This window comes from Cytophaga sp. (genome assembly GCF_051961495.1).
Classification (GTDB): domain Bacteria; phylum Bacteroidota; class Bacteroidia; order Cytophagales; family Cytophagaceae; genus Cytophaga.
Window position 1 is genome coordinate 20,174 of record NZ_JBQCDF010000166.1, and the last position, 19,984, is coordinate 40,157.

Annotated in this window: 19 protein-coding genes; 13 read left to right on the top strand and 6 right to left on the bottom strand. The window is 42.0% G+C overall.

Annotation, left to right across the window (positions count from 1 at the left end; all coding sequences use genetic code 11):
* Nucleotides 1-4: 4 nt before the first annotated feature.
* The 4 genes from ACTHJT_RS08610 to ACTHJT_RS08625 form a co-directional block, all read right to left on the bottom strand.
* Nucleotides 5-934: a toxin-antitoxin system YwqK family antitoxin gene (locus ACTHJT_RS08610; RefSeq protein ID WP_440237615.1), complete on the bottom strand. Its 930-nt coding sequence runs from the start codon at nucleotides 932-934 to the stop codon at nucleotides 5-7.
* Nucleotides 935-1,235: 301 nt separating this feature from the next.
* On the bottom strand, nucleotides 1,236-3,050 hold the full coding sequence (htpG, locus tag ACTHJT_RS08615) for a molecular chaperone HtpG (RefSeq protein WP_440237633.1): 1,815 nt from the start codon (nucleotides 3,048-3,050) through the stop codon (nucleotides 1,236-1,238).
* A 146-nt stretch (nucleotides 3,051-3,196) separates the two neighbouring features.
* Nucleotides 3,197-5,059 carry an OmpA family protein gene (locus ACTHJT_RS08620; RefSeq protein WP_440237616.1) on the bottom strand — a complete coding sequence of 621 codons (1,863 nt, stop codon included), beginning with the start codon at nucleotides 5,057-5,059 and terminating at the stop codon, nucleotides 3,197-3,199.
* A gap of 180 nt (nucleotides 5,060-5,239) precedes the next feature.
* The gene (locus ACTHJT_RS08625) at nucleotides 5,240-5,707 is read right to left on the bottom strand and encodes a DUF4293 domain-containing protein (RefSeq protein ID WP_440237617.1); all 468 of its coding nucleotides are present in this window, start codon (nucleotides 5,705-5,707) and stop codon (nucleotides 5,240-5,242) included.
* Nucleotides 5,708-5,750: 43 nt separating this feature from the next.
* Between ACTHJT_RS08625 and truA the strand changes: the two genes are divergently transcribed.
* From truA to ACTHJT_RS08645, 4 genes are all read left to right on the top strand, one after another.
* Nucleotides 5,751-6,497 (top strand): tRNA pseudouridine(38-40) synthase TruA, encoded by a 747-nt coding sequence (gene truA, locus ACTHJT_RS08630; RefSeq protein WP_440237618.1) that lies wholly within the window; start codon nucleotides 5,751-5,753, stop codon nucleotides 6,495-6,497.
* A complete protein-coding gene (locus ACTHJT_RS08635; protein WP_440237619.1) occupies nucleotides 6,490-7,395 on the top strand; it encodes an ABC transporter ATP-binding protein in 906 nt (301 codons plus the stop codon). The genes truA and ACTHJT_RS08635 overlap by 8 nt, the downstream gene beginning before the upstream one ends.
* Complete coding sequence (locus ACTHJT_RS08640; RefSeq protein WP_440237620.1) at nucleotides 7,392-8,660, top strand: ABC transporter permease; 1,269 nt, start codon at nucleotides 7,392-7,394, stop codon at nucleotides 8,658-8,660. The genes ACTHJT_RS08635 and ACTHJT_RS08640 overlap by 4 nt, the downstream gene beginning before the upstream one ends.
* An 88-nt stretch (nucleotides 8,661-8,748) precedes the next feature.
* Nucleotides 8,749-9,513, top strand: a complete 765-nt coding sequence (locus ACTHJT_RS08645) for a hypothetical protein (RefSeq protein ID WP_440237621.1) — start codon at nucleotides 8,749-8,751, stop codon at nucleotides 9,511-9,513.
* Nucleotides 9,514-9,519: 6 nt separating this feature from the next.
* Here ACTHJT_RS08645 and ACTHJT_RS08650 read toward each other — a convergent pair whose 3' ends face one another.
* Nucleotides 9,520-10,023, bottom strand: a complete 504-nt coding sequence (locus ACTHJT_RS08650; RefSeq protein ID WP_440237622.1) for a phosphoribosyltransferase family protein — start codon at nucleotides 10,021-10,023, stop codon at nucleotides 9,520-9,522.
* Between the two features lie 685 nt (nucleotides 10,024-10,708).
* Here ACTHJT_RS08650 and ACTHJT_RS08655 point away from each other — a divergent pair.
* From ACTHJT_RS08655 to ACTHJT_RS08690, 8 genes are all read left to right on the top strand, one after another.
* Complete coding sequence (locus tag ACTHJT_RS08655) at nucleotides 10,709-10,951, top strand: type B 50S ribosomal protein L31 (protein ID WP_440237623.1); 243 nt, start codon at nucleotides 10,709-10,711, stop codon at nucleotides 10,949-10,951.
* A 71-nt stretch (nucleotides 10,952-11,022) separates the two neighbouring features.
* The gene (locus ACTHJT_RS08660) at nucleotides 11,023-12,192 is read left to right on the top strand and encodes a GlmU family protein (RefSeq protein WP_440237624.1); all 1,170 of its coding nucleotides are present in this window, start codon (nucleotides 11,023-11,025) and stop codon (nucleotides 12,190-12,192) included.
* Between the two features lies 1 nt (nucleotide 12,193).
* Entirely contained in the window at nucleotides 12,194-13,321 is a 1,128-nt protein-coding gene (locus ACTHJT_RS08665; protein WP_440237625.1) for a DNA polymerase III subunit, read from the top strand.
* Nucleotides 13,321-14,256, top strand: a complete 936-nt coding sequence (hemC, locus tag ACTHJT_RS08670; RefSeq protein WP_440237626.1) for a hydroxymethylbilane synthase — start codon at nucleotides 13,321-13,323, stop codon at nucleotides 14,254-14,256. Before ACTHJT_RS08665 ends, hemC begins: the two co-directional genes overlap by 1 nt.
* 102 nt (nucleotides 14,257-14,358) lie before the next feature.
* Nucleotides 14,359-15,000 carry a peptidylprolyl isomerase gene (locus ACTHJT_RS08675; RefSeq protein WP_440237627.1) on the top strand — a complete coding sequence of 214 codons (642 nt, stop codon included), beginning with the start codon at nucleotides 14,359-14,361 and terminating at the stop codon, nucleotides 14,998-15,000.
* A gap of 135 nt (nucleotides 15,001-15,135) precedes the next feature.
* Nucleotides 15,136-16,035: an SDR family oxidoreductase gene (locus tag ACTHJT_RS08680; RefSeq protein WP_440237628.1), complete on the top strand. Its 900-nt coding sequence runs from the start codon at nucleotides 15,136-15,138 to the stop codon at nucleotides 16,033-16,035.
* Between the two features lie 584 nt (nucleotides 16,036-16,619).
* The gene (locus tag ACTHJT_RS08685) at nucleotides 16,620-18,074 is read left to right on the top strand and encodes an alanine/glycine:cation symporter family protein (RefSeq protein ID WP_440237629.1); all 1,455 of its coding nucleotides are present in this window, start codon (nucleotides 16,620-16,622) and stop codon (nucleotides 18,072-18,074) included.
* 8 nt (nucleotides 18,075-18,082) lie between these two features.
* Nucleotides 18,083-18,736: a ComEA family DNA-binding protein gene (locus tag ACTHJT_RS08690; RefSeq protein WP_440237630.1), complete on the top strand. Its 654-nt coding sequence runs from the start codon at nucleotides 18,083-18,085 to the stop codon at nucleotides 18,734-18,736.
* 437 nt (nucleotides 18,737-19,173) lie between these two features.
* On the opposite strand, the gene ACTHJT_RS08695 is transcribed toward ACTHJT_RS08690, so the two are convergent.
* Nucleotides 19,174-19,389 carry a helix-turn-helix domain-containing protein gene (locus ACTHJT_RS08695; protein ID WP_440237631.1) on the bottom strand — a complete coding sequence of 72 codons (216 nt, stop codon included), beginning with the start codon at nucleotides 19,387-19,389 and terminating at the stop codon, nucleotides 19,174-19,176.
* Nucleotides 19,390-19,541: 152 nt separating this feature from the next.
* On the opposite strand from ACTHJT_RS08695, the gene ACTHJT_RS08700 reads away from it, so the two are divergent.
* Nucleotides 19,542-19,913 (top strand): hypothetical protein, encoded by a 372-nt coding sequence (locus tag ACTHJT_RS08700; RefSeq protein ID WP_440237632.1) that lies wholly within the window; start codon nucleotides 19,542-19,544, stop codon nucleotides 19,911-19,913.
* Nucleotides 19,914-19,984: the final 71 nt, after the last annotated feature.

Consider the following 19,984-nt stretch of genomic DNA (forward strand, 5'->3'; position numbering starts at 1 on the left):
GCGGTTATTTTTTTCGTTTCAAACGCTTTTTGATAGGATCATCTTCCTGTTGCTCTTTCGATCCTTCAGGTATGGGTTTGCCGTCGATAATAATAACTTTCCCTTTTTCATTCCATTCCTTGGCAATAACCGGTTGTGTTTCTTTATCATAAGGATCATCCGGATATTTGGTTTCCCGCTTGCGGTTAGGAGAATCGGGGAAGAATTCAATCCATACTCCGACTTTTGCTCCGTTTTCATACTGCCCTTTCATCAAGACATTACCTTTGTCTGTGAAAAGATAATAATCGCCCTGCAGCTTACCATATTCGTAAGGCATTACTTCTTTTGGCCTGCGGTGTTCAGCATCAAAATAGGTGATCTTGGCTTCTTTGGGCCAGCCTTTGTAATATTTTGTTTTGGCAAGGAGTGTAAAGTTTTTATCGTATAATTCCCAGCGAGCATGCTTGGTGCCTACATAAAAAGCACCTGTTTCTATCACGTTGCCGTTTACTTCTTTTTTATATGGCCCATGGAGTACACGGTAATTGGGCTGCTTGTCAGCTTCAATTTTAGAAACTTTTATGATTTTGTTTTTGGTAATATCCCAGACATAGATATCCGGAATGTATGGATTCGGGTCTTTCCACACTTTCAGGTAATAAAAGAATTCCATGGTAACGTTCCCGCTCCCGGCTCCGGAAATAGTTCTGATAAATCCTTTTTTACATTTCAGATCATAAAAGACTTTTTTCTTAGGCTTGGGTGCTTTGTGTTTTTTCTTCGTGTGAAGTGTATCCGGAATGAATATCAACTGTGGAGTCGTATCTGTTTCCATGATATAATATCTCGGTTTCTTGCCCGAAGGTAATAATGTATCTGTTTGAGCAACAGAAAGGAGAGGCAGGAGGAAAATCCCTAAAAAGAAGAACCGAACGTAAAAAAACTGTTTCATCAGTTACAAAACTACTAAAAGTATCAATTATTGTGTAATAGTTGGCAATATTGTCTGTTCGCCGCGGCGAATATAATTTGTTTGATTGTTGTGATGAAATGATTCAATGAGCCGATAATAGTATCCTTCCTTTGTGTATCCAACCCTTTCGGGATCATACATTTATTATATTTTGTATGGGAATTTCAAACTACTTTTTAATCATAGTATTCATATAAATCAAACAAATCACAGTTAAGACAGACAACAAAAAAAGCCCGACTGGGGAACCGGGCTTCTCATCTATCTGGACACGTTATTGCTATTTTGATAATGCATTCATGTTGCGCTCAATAAAGGCACTCAATTCAGCCCCCTGCAACAAGCCTTGAGAAAGCAGACCTAACTGATAGGTTTGTTTAATCAGTTCTTCGCCTTCTGCAGCCGGACTTGCAATGGCTTTTGCAATCAATGGATGGTTTGTATTCACCACTACTTCATGGGTCAGTTCAAAGCCACCAAACATCGACTGTCCGGATGTGGCAGCCATGTCTTTCATACGGCGCATGAACTCTGAAATCACAATCGTAACCGGCATATCATCTACTGCAAGGTGTTCAAGTTTGATAATCACTTTGCCGTTGTTGATCACTTTTTTGAAAAGCTCTTCTGCTTGAGTTTCCTGTTCTTTTGTTAACAGACTTAATTTAGGTTCGTCTTTTTCAATCAGCTTGTCTACACTTTCAGAGTCAATACGTTTGAATTGTACGTTCTCTAATTTATTTTCCAGCTGACCTAAGAAATGTGAATCGATTACTGAATCAAACAACAATACATCGTATTGTTTTTTCTTAGCAGCCTGAATGAAAATGTCCTGCGCTACAGCATTGTTACTGTATAGATAAACCAGCTTATTATTTTTATCTGTCTGTACCGGTTTGATTTTTTCCTGGTATTCCTCAATCGTTGATAATACATTATCCGTATTTTTCAGCAGGCAGAAATTTTTTGCTTTGTCGTAAAATTTCTCTTCGCTGATCATACCGTATTTCACAAACATGCCGATATCATCCCACTTCGCTTCAAAACCAGCACGATCATTATTAAATAATTCATTCAGTTTATCCGCTACTTTTTTCGTGATGTGGCTGTTGATTTTTTTAACATTCCCATCTGCCTGTAAGAAGCTTCTGGACACGTTCAACGGAATGTCCGGTGAATCGATCACGCCATGCAGCAGCATTAAGAATTCAGGAACGATATCCTTTACTTCATCGGTAATAAATACCTGACGGGAGTACAACTGAATTTTATTACGTTGGAATTCGAAATCCTTTTTCAGCTTCGGGAAATACAGCACACCAGTTAAATTGAACGGATAATCGACATTCAGGTGGATCCAGAAGAGCGGATCTTCAGACATCGGATATAGTTCTTTATAGAACGCAATATAATCTTCGTCTTTCAATTCGCTTGGCTGCTTGGTCCAGAGCGGAGAAGGGTTGTTGATGACCTTGCCTTCAAATTCAATTTCAACAGGCAGGAAGCGGCAGTACTTTTCAAGAATAGATTCTACTCTGTAGCTTTCAAGAAATTCAAGTGAATCTTCAGCAATGTGCAGTGTTATTTCAGTGCCGCGCTCAGCCTTGTCAGAAGGTTTGATCTCGAATTCGGTGGAACCGTCGCAAACCCAGTGCGCGGCTTTTGAGTTTGGCTGGTAGGAGAGTGTATTGATTTCAACATTTGAAGAAACCATGAATGCGGAATAAAAGCCAAGACCAAAATGGCCAATGATCTGGTTGGTGTCGGTTTTATCTTTATATTTTTCGATAAATTCCGTGGCACCCGAAAAGGCAATCTGGTTGATGTATTTTTTTATTTCTTCAGCTGTCATACCAATACCACGGTCGGTAATGGTAATTGTGCCAGCTTCTTTATTTACACTGACAGAAACTTTGGTTTCGCCAAGCTCGCCGGCATATTCGCCAAGAGCTGCCAAACGTTTTAATTTTTGCGTAGCATCAACCGCATTGGATACTAATTCGCGTAAAAATATCTCATGGTCAGAGTAAAGGAATTTTTTAATGATCGGGAAAATGTTCTCTGTGTGAATGGAGATATTACCTTTTTCTTGCATAGATGTATTGATGTTTAATTTTGCCGGAACTCTTTTCAAAGATTGTTCCATAGTAAAAATGGGTGACAAGATGGCAGGAAGTATATAAAGATTTTTGCTGAATTAATTCTTTGTACTCTGTACTATATACTTCGTACTCAGTACTTTTAAAGAATCTTTATTTCGGTCCGTCTGTTTTGCTGGCGGCCTTCTTCAGTAGTATTGGGAGCCACGGGCTGTGATGAGCCGTATCCCTTAGCTACAAGTCTGTTTGCGGCAATTCCGTAAGTGGTCAAAAACGTCACTACATTTTTTGCACGTTCTTCAGATAATTTCTGATTAAGTGTTTCATCACCAATGTTGTCGGTATGGCCGGCAATTTCAATACGAACCGTCGGGTTCTTTTTTAACAGGTCAACCAGTTTTAATAATTCAGCAGTTGATTCAAGGCGCAGGGTTGATTTACCGGAATCGAAGAAAATATTCCGCAGTACAATTTTGCTGGAACTTTTAATGGTGACCAGCGTGATGTCCTGCTTGTATTCTTTGAAATTACTGTTGCTGTTTAAGGTCATGTTTTCAGAATAGAACAGGTGACCGTCTTTTTCTATGGAGATCCCATAATTCTTACCGGCAGGCAACGACATCAGGTATTCGCCGGTTTCACTGTTTGAGCGGTATTGGGCAACCACTTCTTTGGTTACATTGTCAGTGACTGTAATAGATGCTTCGGTAGGCTTGCCGGTTTGATCGTCTTTGATTACACCTTTGAGCAAGGCCAGTTCCGGCGCCTTTTCAGCTACCGGCATGCGGATGGAGTAAATATCCTGCTGTCCGAAGCCGCCTTCTTTGTTGGATGAATAGTACCCGATCTTTCCATCCGCAGAGAGCACGAAATACACATCGTCACCGGCAGTATTGATCGGTGAACCCAGATTTTCCGGGGTAGACCAGGTACCGGATGCTGTTCTTGTTGTTTTGAACACATCATAGCCGCCCATGGTTGTCAGTCCCTTGGAACTGAAATATAATGTTTTTCCATCCGGATGCATGAAAGGAGCATCTTCGTCAAACGGTGTATTAAAAGGGAGTTTGATGGGTTTGCTCCAGGCGCCGCCCACCGTACGGCTGCACATGTAGATATCTCTGTTAGAATAAGCATCAGTTGCGCGCACAAAAAAAAGCGTACGTTCATCCGGCGATAAGCAGGCAGCAGTTTCAAAAAACTCTGTATTCATGGGCAGCGGCGTTGCTGCGCTCCATTTTTTTCCTTTTAACTCTGATTGGAAAATATCTCCGCCATTTACACCGCGGTAGATGAACATGGTTTGCCCGTCTTCAGAAATACCGACACATGCGTCGTGTACATCTGTATTTAAAGGCGCTCCGATATTGCTGGCCTGGTTCCATGCACCACCAACATTGCTGCACATGTAAATATCTTCAAAGGGTAAACCGTCTGCTTCCAGCTTACCGCCAATGCTGCCGGCCCTGCGTGAAGTAAAATAAAGCTTTGAGAGATCTGCCGTAATGTTCGGCAGGTAATCCATGCCCTGTGAGTTTACAAGCGCACCGGCGTTGGTTATTTTCACATTTTTAGGATTGGAGGTATAGGTTTTCCCGTTGATACACTCACCTTCCAGGCGCGAGATATTTTTATAATTTGCTCTTCCCGGATCTGATTTTTTATAGTAATAAATGGCCGAATCCCAGCGGTGGTTCTGGTGCAGCGCCTGCGCATATACAAAATACATTTCATTGGTCGGCGGAGAAGATTTGCGTACGGCAACACCTGCGTACTCAAGCGCCTTTTGTTTGGGCGAGGTAAGTAAATAACATTTGGCAAGCATAAAATTTACATATGCATTGTCTTTGTTCTGCTGCAAAGCCAGTTCATAGGCAGTGAAAGCTTCCTTGTAATTTTTTGTTTGAAAAGCAGCATCTCCTTTTTTAATCAGTTTGTCGTCCTGACTAAAACCTGTTAAAAATAAAAAGGTTAAACAGAAGCTGGTTAATATAATTCTGCTCATCGGTTTCACGGTTAGGTTCAATGCTATATTTAAGTATAACGAATTTTAAGCTGAAAACGATACAAAAGCCTAACGCTAAATGCTGAAAGCTTAAGGCCGGAAACTAAAAAGCCCCTCATGCAAACACGAGAGGCTTTTAAAATTAAAGAGAATAAGCTTTAAGCCTTCAGCCTTTAGCTTTTATCGTATCCTGTCAACCGATTTAACCAATTCTTCATCTTTCTGAATGCGTCTGCCAGCAATGATGCAAAGAACCAATGCTGCTAAAGGCAGGTAGAAAGCCAGACCAAATGTTTCATGGATTTCGGCTGCGCCGATGAATAATTTTATTTTACGGATATACCAGAAATACAAACCTTCAATTAAGCAGATCAGAATGGTATTCATCATATTCAGACGCATTTGCAACATTCTGTTTTTGTATTTGAAAATAATGAAGAAGGTTAATGCAATGCTTAAACCAATCAAACCAGCAATGAAAGCAACATTTTTATCGCTGGAAATATCACCATGAGTAATGGTTACGGCAAAGGAATTTAAATGATACGCCGTTCCTTCAGAAGTTGCCTGCCAGGCAGGTGTAAATAAGCAAATCGATAAAACAACAGCAGAAATAAGTAACAGGATTGATTGAATTCTTTGTATCATACGGGCTTTCAATTAAATTGCAGCTATAAAAATAGTAAAAAAATTGAGATATTTTCTGGATATATCCTATCGTGGCGCAAACTACCATGGCTGGCAGATACAAGAAAACGCTGTTACCGTACAGGGAGTTTTAGAGAAAGCATTGAGCAATGTACTTGGCACCAGGATCGATATACTTGGCAGCGGCCGGACCGACACCGGCGTGCACGCGTCGTCGCAGATCGTTCATGTTGACTCGCCAAGGATAATTGATCCGGCATTGATCTTCAGAATCAACGGATATCTGCCTAAGGATATTTGTATTAAGTCTGCCCGTCTGGTAAGAGATGATGCACACGCACGGTTCGATGCTATTTCCAGAGCATATGTATACAGGATTACGCTGGTTAAAAATCCTTTTGAAATCGGACTGGCCTATTATTTTTACCCGCCTATTAATATTGAAGAGATGAATAAGGCCGCAGCCCTACTGCTTCAGTACGAAAATTTTGAAAGCTTCAGCAAAGTGCATACAGATGTAACGAATTTTAATTGTACCATCTTTCATGCCTATTGGGAAAGGAATGGTGACATGCTGTACTTCCATGTAAAGGCTAACCGGTTTTTGCGCGGTATGGTGCGCGCACTGGTAGGCACCATGCTGGAAGTAGGAAAGGGGCGCATGAGTCTGGATGAATTTATTCAGATTATTTTAGCAAAAGACAGGAAGAAGGCAGGTATATCAGCACCTCCGGAAGCATTATATTTATCGGAAGTAGAATATCCGGCGGAGGTATACAAACATGTCTGAGATTCTGCGCATACAAAATATTACCAAGACCTTCGGTGCGCACATTGCTATTGATCAGGTCTCGTTATCCCTGAAAAAGAACAGCATTCTTGGGTTGCTTGGCCCGAACGGAGCCGGTAAGACAACCTTGCTGCGACTGATTACACAGATTGTATTACCAGACAGCGGACAATTATTTTTTAACGGAAGTCCGTTAACGGAATCGCACCGCTTACAAATGGGGTATCTCCCGGAAGAACGCGGCCTTTATCGGAAAATGCGTGTACAGGAACAGTTGATGTATTTTGCACAATTGCGCGGATTATCTGCCAAGGAAGCCAAACAGCAAAGCAGCGAATGGCTGCAGCGCCTGCGGATAGAGGACCTGCACAACCAGGTGCTGGAAACCTTGTCTAAAGGCCAGCAACAAAAGATTCAGTTTATTTCTGCTGTTGTACATAAACCGGAACTGTTGATCCTTGATGAGCCTTTCAGCGGTTTTGATCCTGCAAATGCAGAGGTTATCAAAAAAGAAATTCTTTCCCTGCATCAGTCCGGCACAACCATCATTTATTCTACGCACCGGATGGATACCGTGGAAGATGTATGTACAGAGCTGCTTATGATCAATAAAGCAAAAGTAGTAATGCAGGGTGAACCGCATGCGATCCGCAAGCAATTTGATAAAGGGTATGTGCGATTGATATACAGTGGGGTTTTACCTGGTCAACTGCAATCAGGTGTTGTTGAGCAGCGTTTGCTGGAAGGAAATAAATGTTCGTATTTACTTTCCTCTTCTTTAGAAAAAAAACAATTATTACAGCTGCTGATCAATCAGGGTGAGGTACACCATTTTGAAGAGCATTTGCCAAGCATGCATGAACTGTTTTTAGAACACGTAAACAAGACCAACGAATGAAACAAATGTGGACTGTGCTGAAACAGGAATACAGCAATCGCATACGCAAGCGCTCATTCATCGTGATGACACTGCTTGGTCCGGTACTATCGCTGTGTGTATTATTCATACCCATTTACCTGAGTCTGGATACAACAGAGCGTATTCACGTATGGCTGCAATCATCGGCACCGCAGTATCTGAATGGTAATTACACCGACCAGACATTTATTTTTCATCCGATACCGGAAGGAAAGATCAGCGATGTTGAAACAGAATTCATGCAGCAGTCTGATAAAGCGGACGTATTGGTGTATTATGCCGTTGAGCAGGGGCGTGTGGTACTGTGGGATAAAAAAGGGCTTTCGACCGCTGAACAGTGGAAGCTGAAAAATAAAATCCAGGATATCTATACCAAAGAACTTGTCGCGAGATATCTTCCCCAACATGCTGCTGCACCGGCCATGCAATATATTCCGCTGGCAGAAGAAAAACAGCATACAGACTTGTTGCAACTTACCGGATTGTTCTGCACGATCATTATTTACTTTTTTATTTTTTATTATGGCGTGCAGGTTATGAAAGGTATTGTAGACGAAAAGGTGAATCGTGTGGTGGAAGTTATTCTATGTTCCGTAAAACCTTTTCACTGGATGATGGGCAAGATCCTGGGTATTGCAGCTGTATGCCTTACGCAGTTTGGCTTCTGGACGATGATCTATATCTGGATCGGATCAAAGTTCAATCATCGTTACGGAGAAGCCATTACGCAATTCAATAATGAGAATATTCAGGAAACACTGCGCGTATCCAAAGATGCGTGGCAGGCGATGGAGTGGAACGTATTTGCACAGAGTTTTGAAACACTGCCGTTGCTGCAGATCGGTGTCTGCTTCTTTATATTCTTCATTCTCGGTTATCTGCTGTATGCTTCGCTCTTTGCCGCGGTAGGAGCTATGACCGATAATGAGACCGATACACAGCAGTTCACCTTTCCGATTACAGCGCCGTTATTTATAACTTTTTTATTTGCGGGCTTTATCATCAGCGATCCCGATTCGCAACTGGCGGTTGTGTTGTCGTATTTTCCGTTAACGTCGCCGGTAGCCATGATGCTGCGCATACCGTTTGGTGTTTCGGTATGGGAGATTACAGGTTCTGTTATGGTGTTAGCTGCAACATTTGTATTGTCGGTCTATATGGCTTCGCAGGTATTTAAACGCGGGGTATTGCAGTATGGCAAAGCAATGAGCTGGAAGGATTTTTTTAATGTTTCAGATAGATAACTCAATCATCGGTAGTTAAACAATTTCTCTACAGAATATATAGTTATATAGTATATAGATTAAGGCAACAGCTCAAATTTATATAGCTATGAAAAAGATTCATGTATTAATTGTATTCATTGCGGCAGGTGTAAGTGTACTTGTACAATCCTGCAATTCTACTCAAATGATTTCATCATGGAGTGAACCTGCATTATCCGTGAAATCCTTTCATAAAATTTTGGTAGTTGGTTTAATGGGGGATAAAGATGCTGATTTGCGGCAAGGCATGGAAATCGATATGGTGAATGCATTAACAGCGCAAGGTGTCAAAGCATATTCATCCTATGTACTATACGGTCCGCAGGCGTTTCATGAAAAAGATCCACGGAGTGTATTGATGGATATAAAAGATACTACTTACGACGCAGTTTTATGTATGGTATTAACGGATAAAGATAAAGAACAGTATTATAATCCGCCGACAACTACGGTTGTTCCTGTTGCTCCGAATTACTACAACAATGGTTATTACAACGGTGGCGGGGCATACTACAATAACGGCGGGTATTACAATGGTGGCGGATACTATAACAATGGTGGATATTATAATAATTATAACGGGATGAGTAACTATTATAATCAGGCTTACCGGACTGTAACAACACCAGGTTATTATACTACAACAGTAAACTATACCATTGAGTCAGACCTGTTTAACTTCCCCAAGGATTCATTGATTTATTATGCTGAAACAAAAAGCTATGATCCGGCCGATATCTATACAATGTCGAAAGAGGTTTCGAAGGAAATTATTCAGGATATGATGAATAAAAGAGTGTTACCTGTGACTACAGCTAAACCAAAATGGTAAGCGTGCTTAGCTCAGATAAACCGCCATGTCTTTAGATGAAAGATTTACTTCCACATGTTCTTTTAAACTGGTTGCCATTACATAACCCACAAAGTCAGCAGAGATAGGGAAGGTATGGTGGCCTCTGTCCACGATGAATGCGGTTTGGATGCGTTTCACGCTGATATTTAAAAATGGCTTTAAGCTGTAAGCAATCGTGCGCCCGGTACTTAATACATCATCCACAATGATGATGCATTTATTTTTTAGCGTCTTCACATCTACATCAAGTGTAACTTCACTTTGAGAGGGTGCCTGCTTATCAAGCGTAACTTTGATCAGCGTGGTTTTGATGGTAGAGATAGACTTGAATTCTTTCTCCAGTAATTTGGCAACTGAGTAACCACGATCATAAATGCCGGCAAAAACGATTTCTTTTTCCTTAAAGTTTTGTTCCAGAATTTCATACGCGATACGTTTGATGCGCTGCTGAATTTGCTTTTTTGTTAAAATAAGGTTCTTTTCTGCCATGATCGTGTGTTGATGGAGCAAATATAAAGAATGAATGAATATAATTATGAATTATGAATTATGAATTATGAATAGCCCGCCGTTCAAATAATGTTATTTAAATTTTATTTAGTGCATTGCATAGATAAATTCAATTTTGCACTGTAATTTTGTATCTGTAAAAAGACGATTTTTTCAGACACATAAGGGGTTATCACTCCCACTCCCAGCCGTTCATAATAGTTCAATCTTTCGGCTGTTTTTCTTTTTTTTACCAGACCATTTAATGGTTCAACCGCAGTTCAGCCGTACTTTACCCGCAGTTCACCCGTAGTTCACCCGTATATAAGCCCAGGCAACAGCATGCGATCCTATGTCAACAGCATCGTTACACCCGCCCAACACGCAAGTCTACTCCACAATTCTCACTGGCGCCAGTGTATCTGATGCCAGATGAGAGAGCCAGATAGCACAAAGATTGATTGCCCGGTAACGGAATATATAGTGTCTTTAAAATGAGTACTTTAGCTTCAATAAGCCGTTTTGCACGAATTCCCGATAATTTATTCATTATTTTTTGCTGTCTTGGGAATATTCCGTATTTTTGTCGTCCGATTCATTAAGTGAACGGAGGAAAATGATCTGTAAGCGAGTGCTTCTGGCCGCATTTTCAGTTAAAAAGAAAGAAAAATTAAACAATACAATCATGAAACAAGGTATTCACCCAGATTATAGAGAAGTTGTATTTCACGACATGTCTGCGGATGTAAAATTCATCAGCCGTTCTACTATCAAAACTGGCGATACAATCGTTATGGAAGATGGAAAAACTTACCCATTAGTTAAATTGGAGGTTAGTTCTGCTTCTCACCCATTCTACACTGGTCAGAAAATGTTCTTGGATACTGCAGGACGTGTTGAAAAATTCAACAAGCGTTACAAAAAATAATATTTCTCCCCATTCACAGGGATTTAAAGTCTTTTCAATGGAAATTGGAAAGACTTTTTTATTTTTGATATATGAATATTCTATTCTTTGATGAACCCGCTCTCCGCAAGGCTTTATTGCCTTTAACCTTTACCCGGCCTGCGGCAGAATTGCGGATAGGAATCTATACCATTCGCGAAAAATGGCAGCAGTATTTTTCAAACGCACACTGTTTCTTTAAAACCGAACCTTATCTTCAGGCAAAATATCCATTAACCGCATCCGCACAACTTCATATCAATGGTTGTGTTTGTCCGAATGAACACCTTGTTGCTGAGATTGAAAAGTTGAACGAGGGAGAAGGACTGGTGTATCAGGGAATGGTGCTGGCATCCAAGGGTGTGCTGAAAAAACGTGTTGATTATTTCCAGGAAGTGCTGGTGATCCGTAATCCTTCGGATCTGTTTACACACAACGGCGCAGAGATCCGCAACGATTTCAAACTGATCACCAAAGGAAGAACCAGCTGTGAAATCACAGATAAACATACAATTGTTTATAATCCATCGAATGTATTTATTGAGAATGGTGTTTCTATAAAAGCAGCCATCATCAATGCAGAAGATGGTCCGGTATACATTGGCAAGGATGTGGAAATCCAGGAAGGCACTATTATTAAAGGTCCGTTTGCCGCTGGTCAGGGAGCTGTGCTTGCCATGGGCTCGAAGATGCGCGGCGACAATACCATTGGTCCGTATTGCAAAGTGGGTGGCGAAGTAAGCAATACCATCTTCATTGGTTACAGTAATAAAGTACACGATGGTTTCATCGGCAACTCGGTGATTGGTGAATGGTGTAATCTGGCAGCAGGTACCAATGTATCCAATCTGAAAAATAATTATTCTTCCATCAAGGTGCATTCTTATGAGAATGATCAATTGGAAGATACCGGAAAAATATTCCATGGTCTGATCATGGGTGATTACTCGCGTTGCGGAATTAATTCCATGTTCAATACGGGAAGTGTGGTAGGCGTTTCCTGCAATATCTATGATGCCGCATTTCCGCCAAAGTTCATTCCTTCGTTTGCCTGGGGCTCTGCTGCAGGCTTTACAGAGTTTCGCCTGACAGAAGCGTTCGATGTAGCGAAGAAAGGAATGGCGCGCCGTAAAGTTGAACTGGCTCCGGAAGATATAGCCATCCTTACGCATGTCTTTGGCGCAGAAGCGCAGCAGCGTTCACTGTTAATGAAAACGATTTAATATGCAATTCTCTCAGATTCCCGGACTACAGGAGGTTAAAACAACGCTGATCAATTCGGTAACGAATAATCACGTGGCACATGCGCAGCTTTTTGCCGGTGTGGAAGGTTCTGCAGCCTTACCGCTTGCTTTGGCCTATGCTACCTATGTAAACTGTCTGGAGAAAGTGGAAGGAGATTCGTGTGGCAATTGTTCATCCTGCAGTAAGTACAATAAATTAATTCATCCCGATCTGCATATCATCTTCCCTGTTACTACAAACAAGAAGATCACGAAAGACGCGTCCAGTGAAGTATTCTTTCCGGATTGGCGCGAAGCATTCCTGGCAAATCCCTTTTTCACATTCGGAGACTGGATGGAATTGCTCGACGGAGAGAATAAACAGTTACTCATAAATGTAGAAGAAAGCCGTACCATTGTGAAGAAAATTTCAATGAAGGCTTTTGAAGCAGAATATAAAGTAGTCATCATCTGGCTGCCGGAAACCATGCGTGCGGAAGGCGCTAACGCCTTGCTGAAGTCGCTGGAAGAACCGCCGGCTAAAACCCTGTTCCTGCTGGTTACAGCAAAGCAGGAAAAATTATTAACTACCATCATCTCACGTACACAGCGTGTGCAGGTACGTCTGTTTAACGATGCAGAGATCAGGCAATATCTGATCGAAGAAAAAGGCATCAGCGAAGCGCAGGCAAAACGTGTGACCTATCTCGCTGATGGAAACATGCGTGAAGCCATACAGTTGTTGTCTGAAGAAGATCAGGATCATGAATCGAAAATCAGAGACTGGTTCCGGGCGTGCTTTGCATCGAAGCTTCAGGACATGATCCGCATGTCGGAAGAGTTTGGATCACTGCCGCGTGAATTGCAGAAATCCTTGCTTCAATACGGTCTCGGAATTTTCAGAGACAGCCTGATGTATAAAGAAGTAGGCACCGACCTGCTTCGTGTAGATGAAAACAGCACCGATAACATGGTTCAGAAGTTCAGTCAGGTGATTGATTTTTCAAAAGTGCTGAGTTTATCACAGGTGCTGAACGATGCGCATGCGGAAATTGAAAGGAACATAAATTCCAAAATGGTATTTATGGATACTTCCTTTCAGATGAATAAAATTTTCAAACAGAAATAATGAATAAGAGCGTTCGTATCGGAACACGCGGAAGCAAGCTGGCTTTGTGGCAGGCGGAGCATGTCGCTGCCTGTCTGAAGACAAAAGGACTGGAACCGGAAATTGTGATCATTGACACAACCGGTGACAAGATCCTGGATCAGTCGTTGTCAAAGATCGGTTCCAAAGGTTTGTTTACAGAAGAACTGGAAGAACAGTTGGAAACCGGGGCGATTGATATTGCCGTACACAGTGCAAAGGATCTGCAGACACAATTGAAGGACGGTATGTATATCCTTGCCATTACCGAACGTGAAGTGGTAAACGATGTATTGGTGAGTCACAAGCCGATCCGTACACTGAAAGAAAATGCTGATATCGTAATCGGAACATCTTCAACCCGCAGAAGAGCCTTGCTGCGCAAATTCTATCCGGATGCGAAAATGGTGGATATGCGTGGCAACCTGCAGACACGCATCCGCAAAATGGAAGAAGGTGCGTGTGATGCCATGCTGCTGGCCTATGCCGGTATACATCGTATGGGTTATGATACATTGATCAGAGAACGACTTTCGCTGGAAGAATTTATACCGGCTGCCGGACAAGGCACACTGGCGATAGAAGCTTCTGCTACGTTGGATAAAGAAAAGGCAGCAATCATCCGTTTGGTATTGAATGAGGCCGGTACAGAAACAGCTGTGTTAGCGGAACGCGCGTTTCTTCGTACACTCGAAGGCGGCTGCAGTGTTCCTGTATTTGCACTGGCTGTTGCACGCGATACCGATTATTTATTGACCGGCGGTATTGTAAGTCTGGACGGAACGAAATATTTAAAACAGGAAATCCGTTTTACAGCTGCCGATGCTGAACAGCGCGGCGTTGAACTGGCAACAGCTTTACTGAAAGCAGGCGCGGAGGGGATACTACAAGAAATCAAGCAGTCTTTAGGTAAATAGTCCAATAGCATACGAAAAATTCCAAATAACAAATCTCAAATAACAAACAGTGTTGTTATTGAGAAACGACTACACTTTACACTTAAATAGTAAATACACAAAATGAAAAATATGCTTTTAACGCTTTTTACGCTTGTATCTCTACTAACAGCACAGGCACAAACAACAACCGCACCGGTTCTTCCTAAAGAAGATTATGTAGTAACCATCTCAACCACCTACGGAGATATGATCCTGTTGTTGTATGACGCGACACCATTGCATAAAAAGAACTTTATTGAACTGGCGCAAAAACATTTTTATGATGGTACAACCTTCCATCGCGTGATTGCTGACTTCATGATTCAGGGCGGAGACCCGAATTCAAAAGATTCAATTACCACCAATGATGGCATAGGCGGACCAGGTTATACGGTTCCTGCGGAATTCAATCCAAACCTGAAACACGATAAAGGTGCGCTGGCAGCAGCCCGCATGGGAGATGAAGTGAATCCTAATAAAGAATCCAGCGGTTCTCAGTTTTATATTGTTCAGAATAAAAAAGGAACACCATTCTTAAACAACAACTACACTGTATTCGGACAAACCATCAAAGGTTTCGATGTGATTGATAAGATTGCGCAGGTAGAAAAAGATGGCGCTAACAGACCGCTGAAAGATGTAACGATGAAAGTTACGGTTACAAAGATGAAAACCAAGAAGATCATTAAGTTGTATGATTGCGCGTGGTTTTATAATGTGTAACGCTTAAAGCTTAATGCTTAAGTCGATCTTAATTCATTGATTTGATCTTAACTAAGCACACTTAAAATAATTACTCATCACTGAACAAGCCTTAAGTTTTTAGCTTTTTGCGTTCAGCTTTATGCCTTCGGCCTTATGAAAATATTAATTACCGGCAGCAATGGTTTGCTCGGACAAAAATTAGTTTCTCTTTTATACTTACTGCCTGAAGTAACGTTGATTGCTACGGCGCGCGGTGCCAACAGAGATGAGATCTACGAAGATTACATCTACGAATCCATGGATATTACTTCGGAAGAAAATGTACTCGCTGTATTCAGAAAGCATAAACCGGATGCTGTTATCCATACCGCAGCGATGACACATGTGGACCAATGCGAACTGAATAAGGAAGCCTGCGTGGATCAGAATATTACCGCTGTGAATCATATTATTAAAGCCTGTAAAGAGGCAGGCGCGTTTCTGCTGCATGTATCAACCGATTTCATCTTTGATGGCAAGCGCGGACCGTTAACGGAAGAAGAAGTACCCAACCCGGTGAACTATTATGGCTGGACAAAATGGGAAGCAGAGAAAGCTGTTGAACAATCCGGTCTGAAATGGGCTATTGCCCGTACAGTATTGGTGTATGGCGTGGTACAGGATATGAGCCGCAGCAATATTGTACTTTGGGTGAAGAATAGCCTGGAACAGAAAAAAGAAATCAATGTTGTAAACGACCAGTGGCGCACGCCAACACTCGCAGAGGACCTGGCGATGGGCTGCTGGCTGATCGTTAAAAATCAGGCGACAGGTATCTTCAATATTTCCGGTGAAGAAATGATCAGTCCGTATGACCTGGCACACAAAGTTGCCGAAGTATGGAATCTGGATAAAGGCCTGATCAAACAAGCCGATTCATCTACGTTTACACAACCTGCGATGCGCCCGCCGAAGACCGGTTTCATTATTGACAAAGCAAAAAAACAATTAGGATATAAACCACATACCATAGAAGAAGGCCTGGAACTGGTAAAAGAACAATTGATGGGGTAACCGAAAACTCCGCAAATTCCAAATAACAAATTTCAAATTCCAAATAAAACAATGACCTATGCAATCTTTGTGATTGCATAGGGTCATTGTTTTAATGATACTGGTAAAAGAACAATTGATGCCGTAGGGGCGTATTGCATACGCCCTGATTAAATCACGAAGGAAAAGGCGTATGCGATACGTCCCAACGGGTTAAAATTTATGCACATAAAAATTTAACCCGTTTTTTATAAAAACAATATTTTTTGAACCGTACCCGTTCATATTTAAACATCTTTTCTTAAAAAATGGATATTTTTTAGAATCAAGCCCTGAAATCGTTAACAAAGGATAATAATTTATTAATGTAACCCATTCATTTGTAGGATATTAATTGAGGAATTTGTTTGTTTGTCGGAATTCTTTGTACTAGATTTGCAGTATAAGTTTATGGAGTACCTATGCGGGAAACATTATTGAACATGTCTTACATAGCCAACTTTTGTTCGTTTAGTTGGTGAATAAGTTGATAAAAGGGTTAAGAGTGGTGCTGATAACGCCACTCTTTTTTTGTTCCTGTAGATTTTTCTCTCTTATTTTATACAATGGCAGATATAAAAAATTTAGATGCAGCGATCAATGCATTCATCAGTCCGGTCTCGGATTTCATCACTTCAATCATTTTTTATTCGATCCCTGTTTCCGGTGTAGATGTGCCTTTGATTGTGTTGTGGCTGATCACAGCTGGTCTGTTCTTTTTCTTCTATCTCAAAGCCATTAACATCACACGGTTTGGTTTAGCGATTAATATTGTACGCGGTAAGTACGACGATCCCGATTCAAAAGGAGAGGTGAATCATTTCCAGGCCTTGGCAACAGCTTTGTCAGGAACGGTAGGTCTTGGCAATATTTCAGGCGTTGCGGTCGCGATCGCGCTCGGCGGACCGGGTGCCACCTTCTGGATGATCGTTGCAGGCTTCTTCGGTATGATGACCAAGTTTGCGGAATGCACGCTGGGCGTGAAGTACCGGCAGGTGAGCGCGGAAGGCATCGTCTCCGGCGGACCGATGTATTTTCTGCGCGACGGATTAAAAGCTAAAGGTTTACCGGTATTGGGTAAAGTGCTTGCAGCCTTGTTTGCATTGATGTGTATTGGCGGCGCGCTTGGCGGCGGCAATATGTTCCAGAGCAATCAGGTAACCGCACAGCTCGTGGCAGAAACAGGCGGCAGCGCAAGCTGGTTCAGTACCAATCTGTGGCTGCCGGGTTTGGTTTTAAGTCTGCTGGTAGGCAGCGTGATCATTGGCGGACTGAAATCAATCGCGAATGTAACCGAGAAGATTGTACCCTTCATGTGTGCCTTATATGTGATTACCTGTCTGTATATTATTTTCGCACGCTACGATGCAATTCCCGAAACATTTATGCTCATCATCAATGGTGCTTTCAATGCCGAAGCCATGTACGGCGGGGTGCTGGGTGTGCTGATCACGGGCTTCCGGCGGGCATCCTTTTCCAATGAAGCAGGTGTGGGTTCGGCGTCGATTGCGCACTCCGCTGTAAAGACCAAGGAACCGGTAACCGAAGGGTTGGTATCCTTGCTGGAACCGTTTCTGGATACCATCGTGATCTGCACCATGACCGCGCTGGTGATTGTTATTACCGGGGCGTATCACGAGGCAGGCAAAGACGGAATCACACTAACGTCGCATGCGTTCTCCAGTACCGTCAGCTGGTTTCATTACATACTTTCCATCAGTGTATTTCTGTTTGCTTTTGCTACCATGATCTCCTGGTCGTATTACGGGTTGAAGTCGTGGGGGTATTTATTTGGTGCCGGCAAGACTTCAGAGTTGATTTATAAATTCATTTACTGCTTTTTTATTGTGGTGGGTTCATCGATGAGCCTTACCAAAGTAGTTGATTTTTCAGATGCCATGATTTTTTCCATGAGCATTTTTAATATTATCGGTTTGTATCTGCTGGCGGGGGAATTGAAGCAGGATATGAATCAGTTTTTACATAAAATAGATACGGGGATCATTAAAAAACACAAGTAACATTTATCATGTCTTTTCAATCAGCTAAACAAGCCAGCGGTTCAGGTAACCGCGAGGCAAAAGGATTTTTATTTTTAATCGCCATTTTATTGTTGCCCTTTCTAATTCAGTATACCTACCGGGCATTGTTCTATACACCAAAGAAAATTATGTTGCCGGTTACTTATCTGATGGACACCTGCGAGGCAAAGAAAGAATACAATTCTTACAGCTATTCAGCCAAAGCTGCTGCATTCACCAGCAATACAAAGAGTCCGGTTAAAGCAACACATACATATACGAGCATTGACTTGAACACCGTGGATTCTGCTGCACTTGAAACGCTGCCTGGTATTGGTCCGGCGTTTGCGTCGCGCATCATCAAGTACCGTACATTGCTGGGCGGTTATCTGAAGGTGGAACAGTTGAAAGAAGTATACGGCATGCCGGAAGAAACCTATGAGCGCATCAAACCGCTGTGTACGTTGAGTACAATAGCTGTGAAGATGATCCCGGCAGAAACCTTATGGAAAACGCCTTACAAATTCTATCACCCTTATTTGAGTAAGGAACTGAAAGCCGCGATCAATGCCAGGCAGAAGAGTGAAGCGTATTCAGAAGCAGCGCTGAGAGCACTGATAGAGGTGGGTGATGCGCGGATGGGGTGGTACGTGGGTTGGTAATTATGAATTATGAATTATGAATTATGAATTATGAATTATGAATTATGAATTATGAATTATTATTTGTTTGTGCCAGATGTTTTATAGGGGTTTGCAGGTTGCGCTGAACATGAAAATGTTTGTTGATGGTCTGTACGTTGCAGGAGATGTACAGACCGTAGGAGAGTCATGACCCCAGCGGGGTCACATGTTTATAGCAACAGTTGATTGCAATCATATGCGCACAATACCGAAGGTATTGTTCTGACTAAAGATACTTTCGGTATTGCGCGTATAAAATATCTATCTATTTTTCCTATACAAGTGCAACCCCGCTGGGGGCGGTTTTAAGGATGTTATTGTTTGATGGTCTGCGCGGCTGAGCCAGAGACCACGGTGATGGCTTCGCCGTGAGCATTTAAGCAATGCTAAATAATATCAAGTAAGAACAGGTGTTTTTACCCCTCCACCAATTCCTTCACTTCAACTTCCAGTGCCTGCGCTACCTGCAGTAGGGTGGCGATGGTGCAGTTCAGTTCGCCGTTCTCCAGTCTTACAATCTGGCTGCGGGCGATGCCGGATTCGTCGCTCAATGCATACTGAGATAAGCCCTTTGCTTCGCGCAAGGCTTTCACCTTTTTACCCAGGGCTTTTAAAAGTTTCTCTTTCGTCATTGGCATAAATCAAAAATCGACAGATTTATGCATTTTAATAGTCCTATATGTAGGACTATTAAAAAATATGCGTATCTTTCGATCACAAATATGTAAAGGTTCTGCTGTGCATTTTTTTCTCACAGACACCCTATTTTCTGCATTGTAACACTATGGAAATAAATACTGCTGATCATCAAAAGAAAGAAGTTGTGATTCTGCTGCTGGCGGATATGCGCAACACGCGACTGGTACATGGCCTGAATGCCGTGGGATTGAAAACAGATACTTTTTATACCTGTTTAACAGACCTGGTGCTGTATAAAATGGGTTTCAGAAATTATACCGACGAAGCCCTGGCTGTTTGGTACAAAGATCTTTTATACCAGACGATCGACAGGGAACAGATGGAATATGCCTACCACGAACGCCAGCTCGCAGAAGAACTGTATAAGCAGCTGGTGTTGAAAAGGGAAATGCTGCAGGGGAGTGAAATTGCGACAGACACGCTGTGGTATAAACTGAAAAAATGGATGCAGATCTGATTTAAATTCTGTCGTCAGTATGTAGCATGACGACAGAATTTATTGAGTTATTCGATGATGATGCCGCCGGT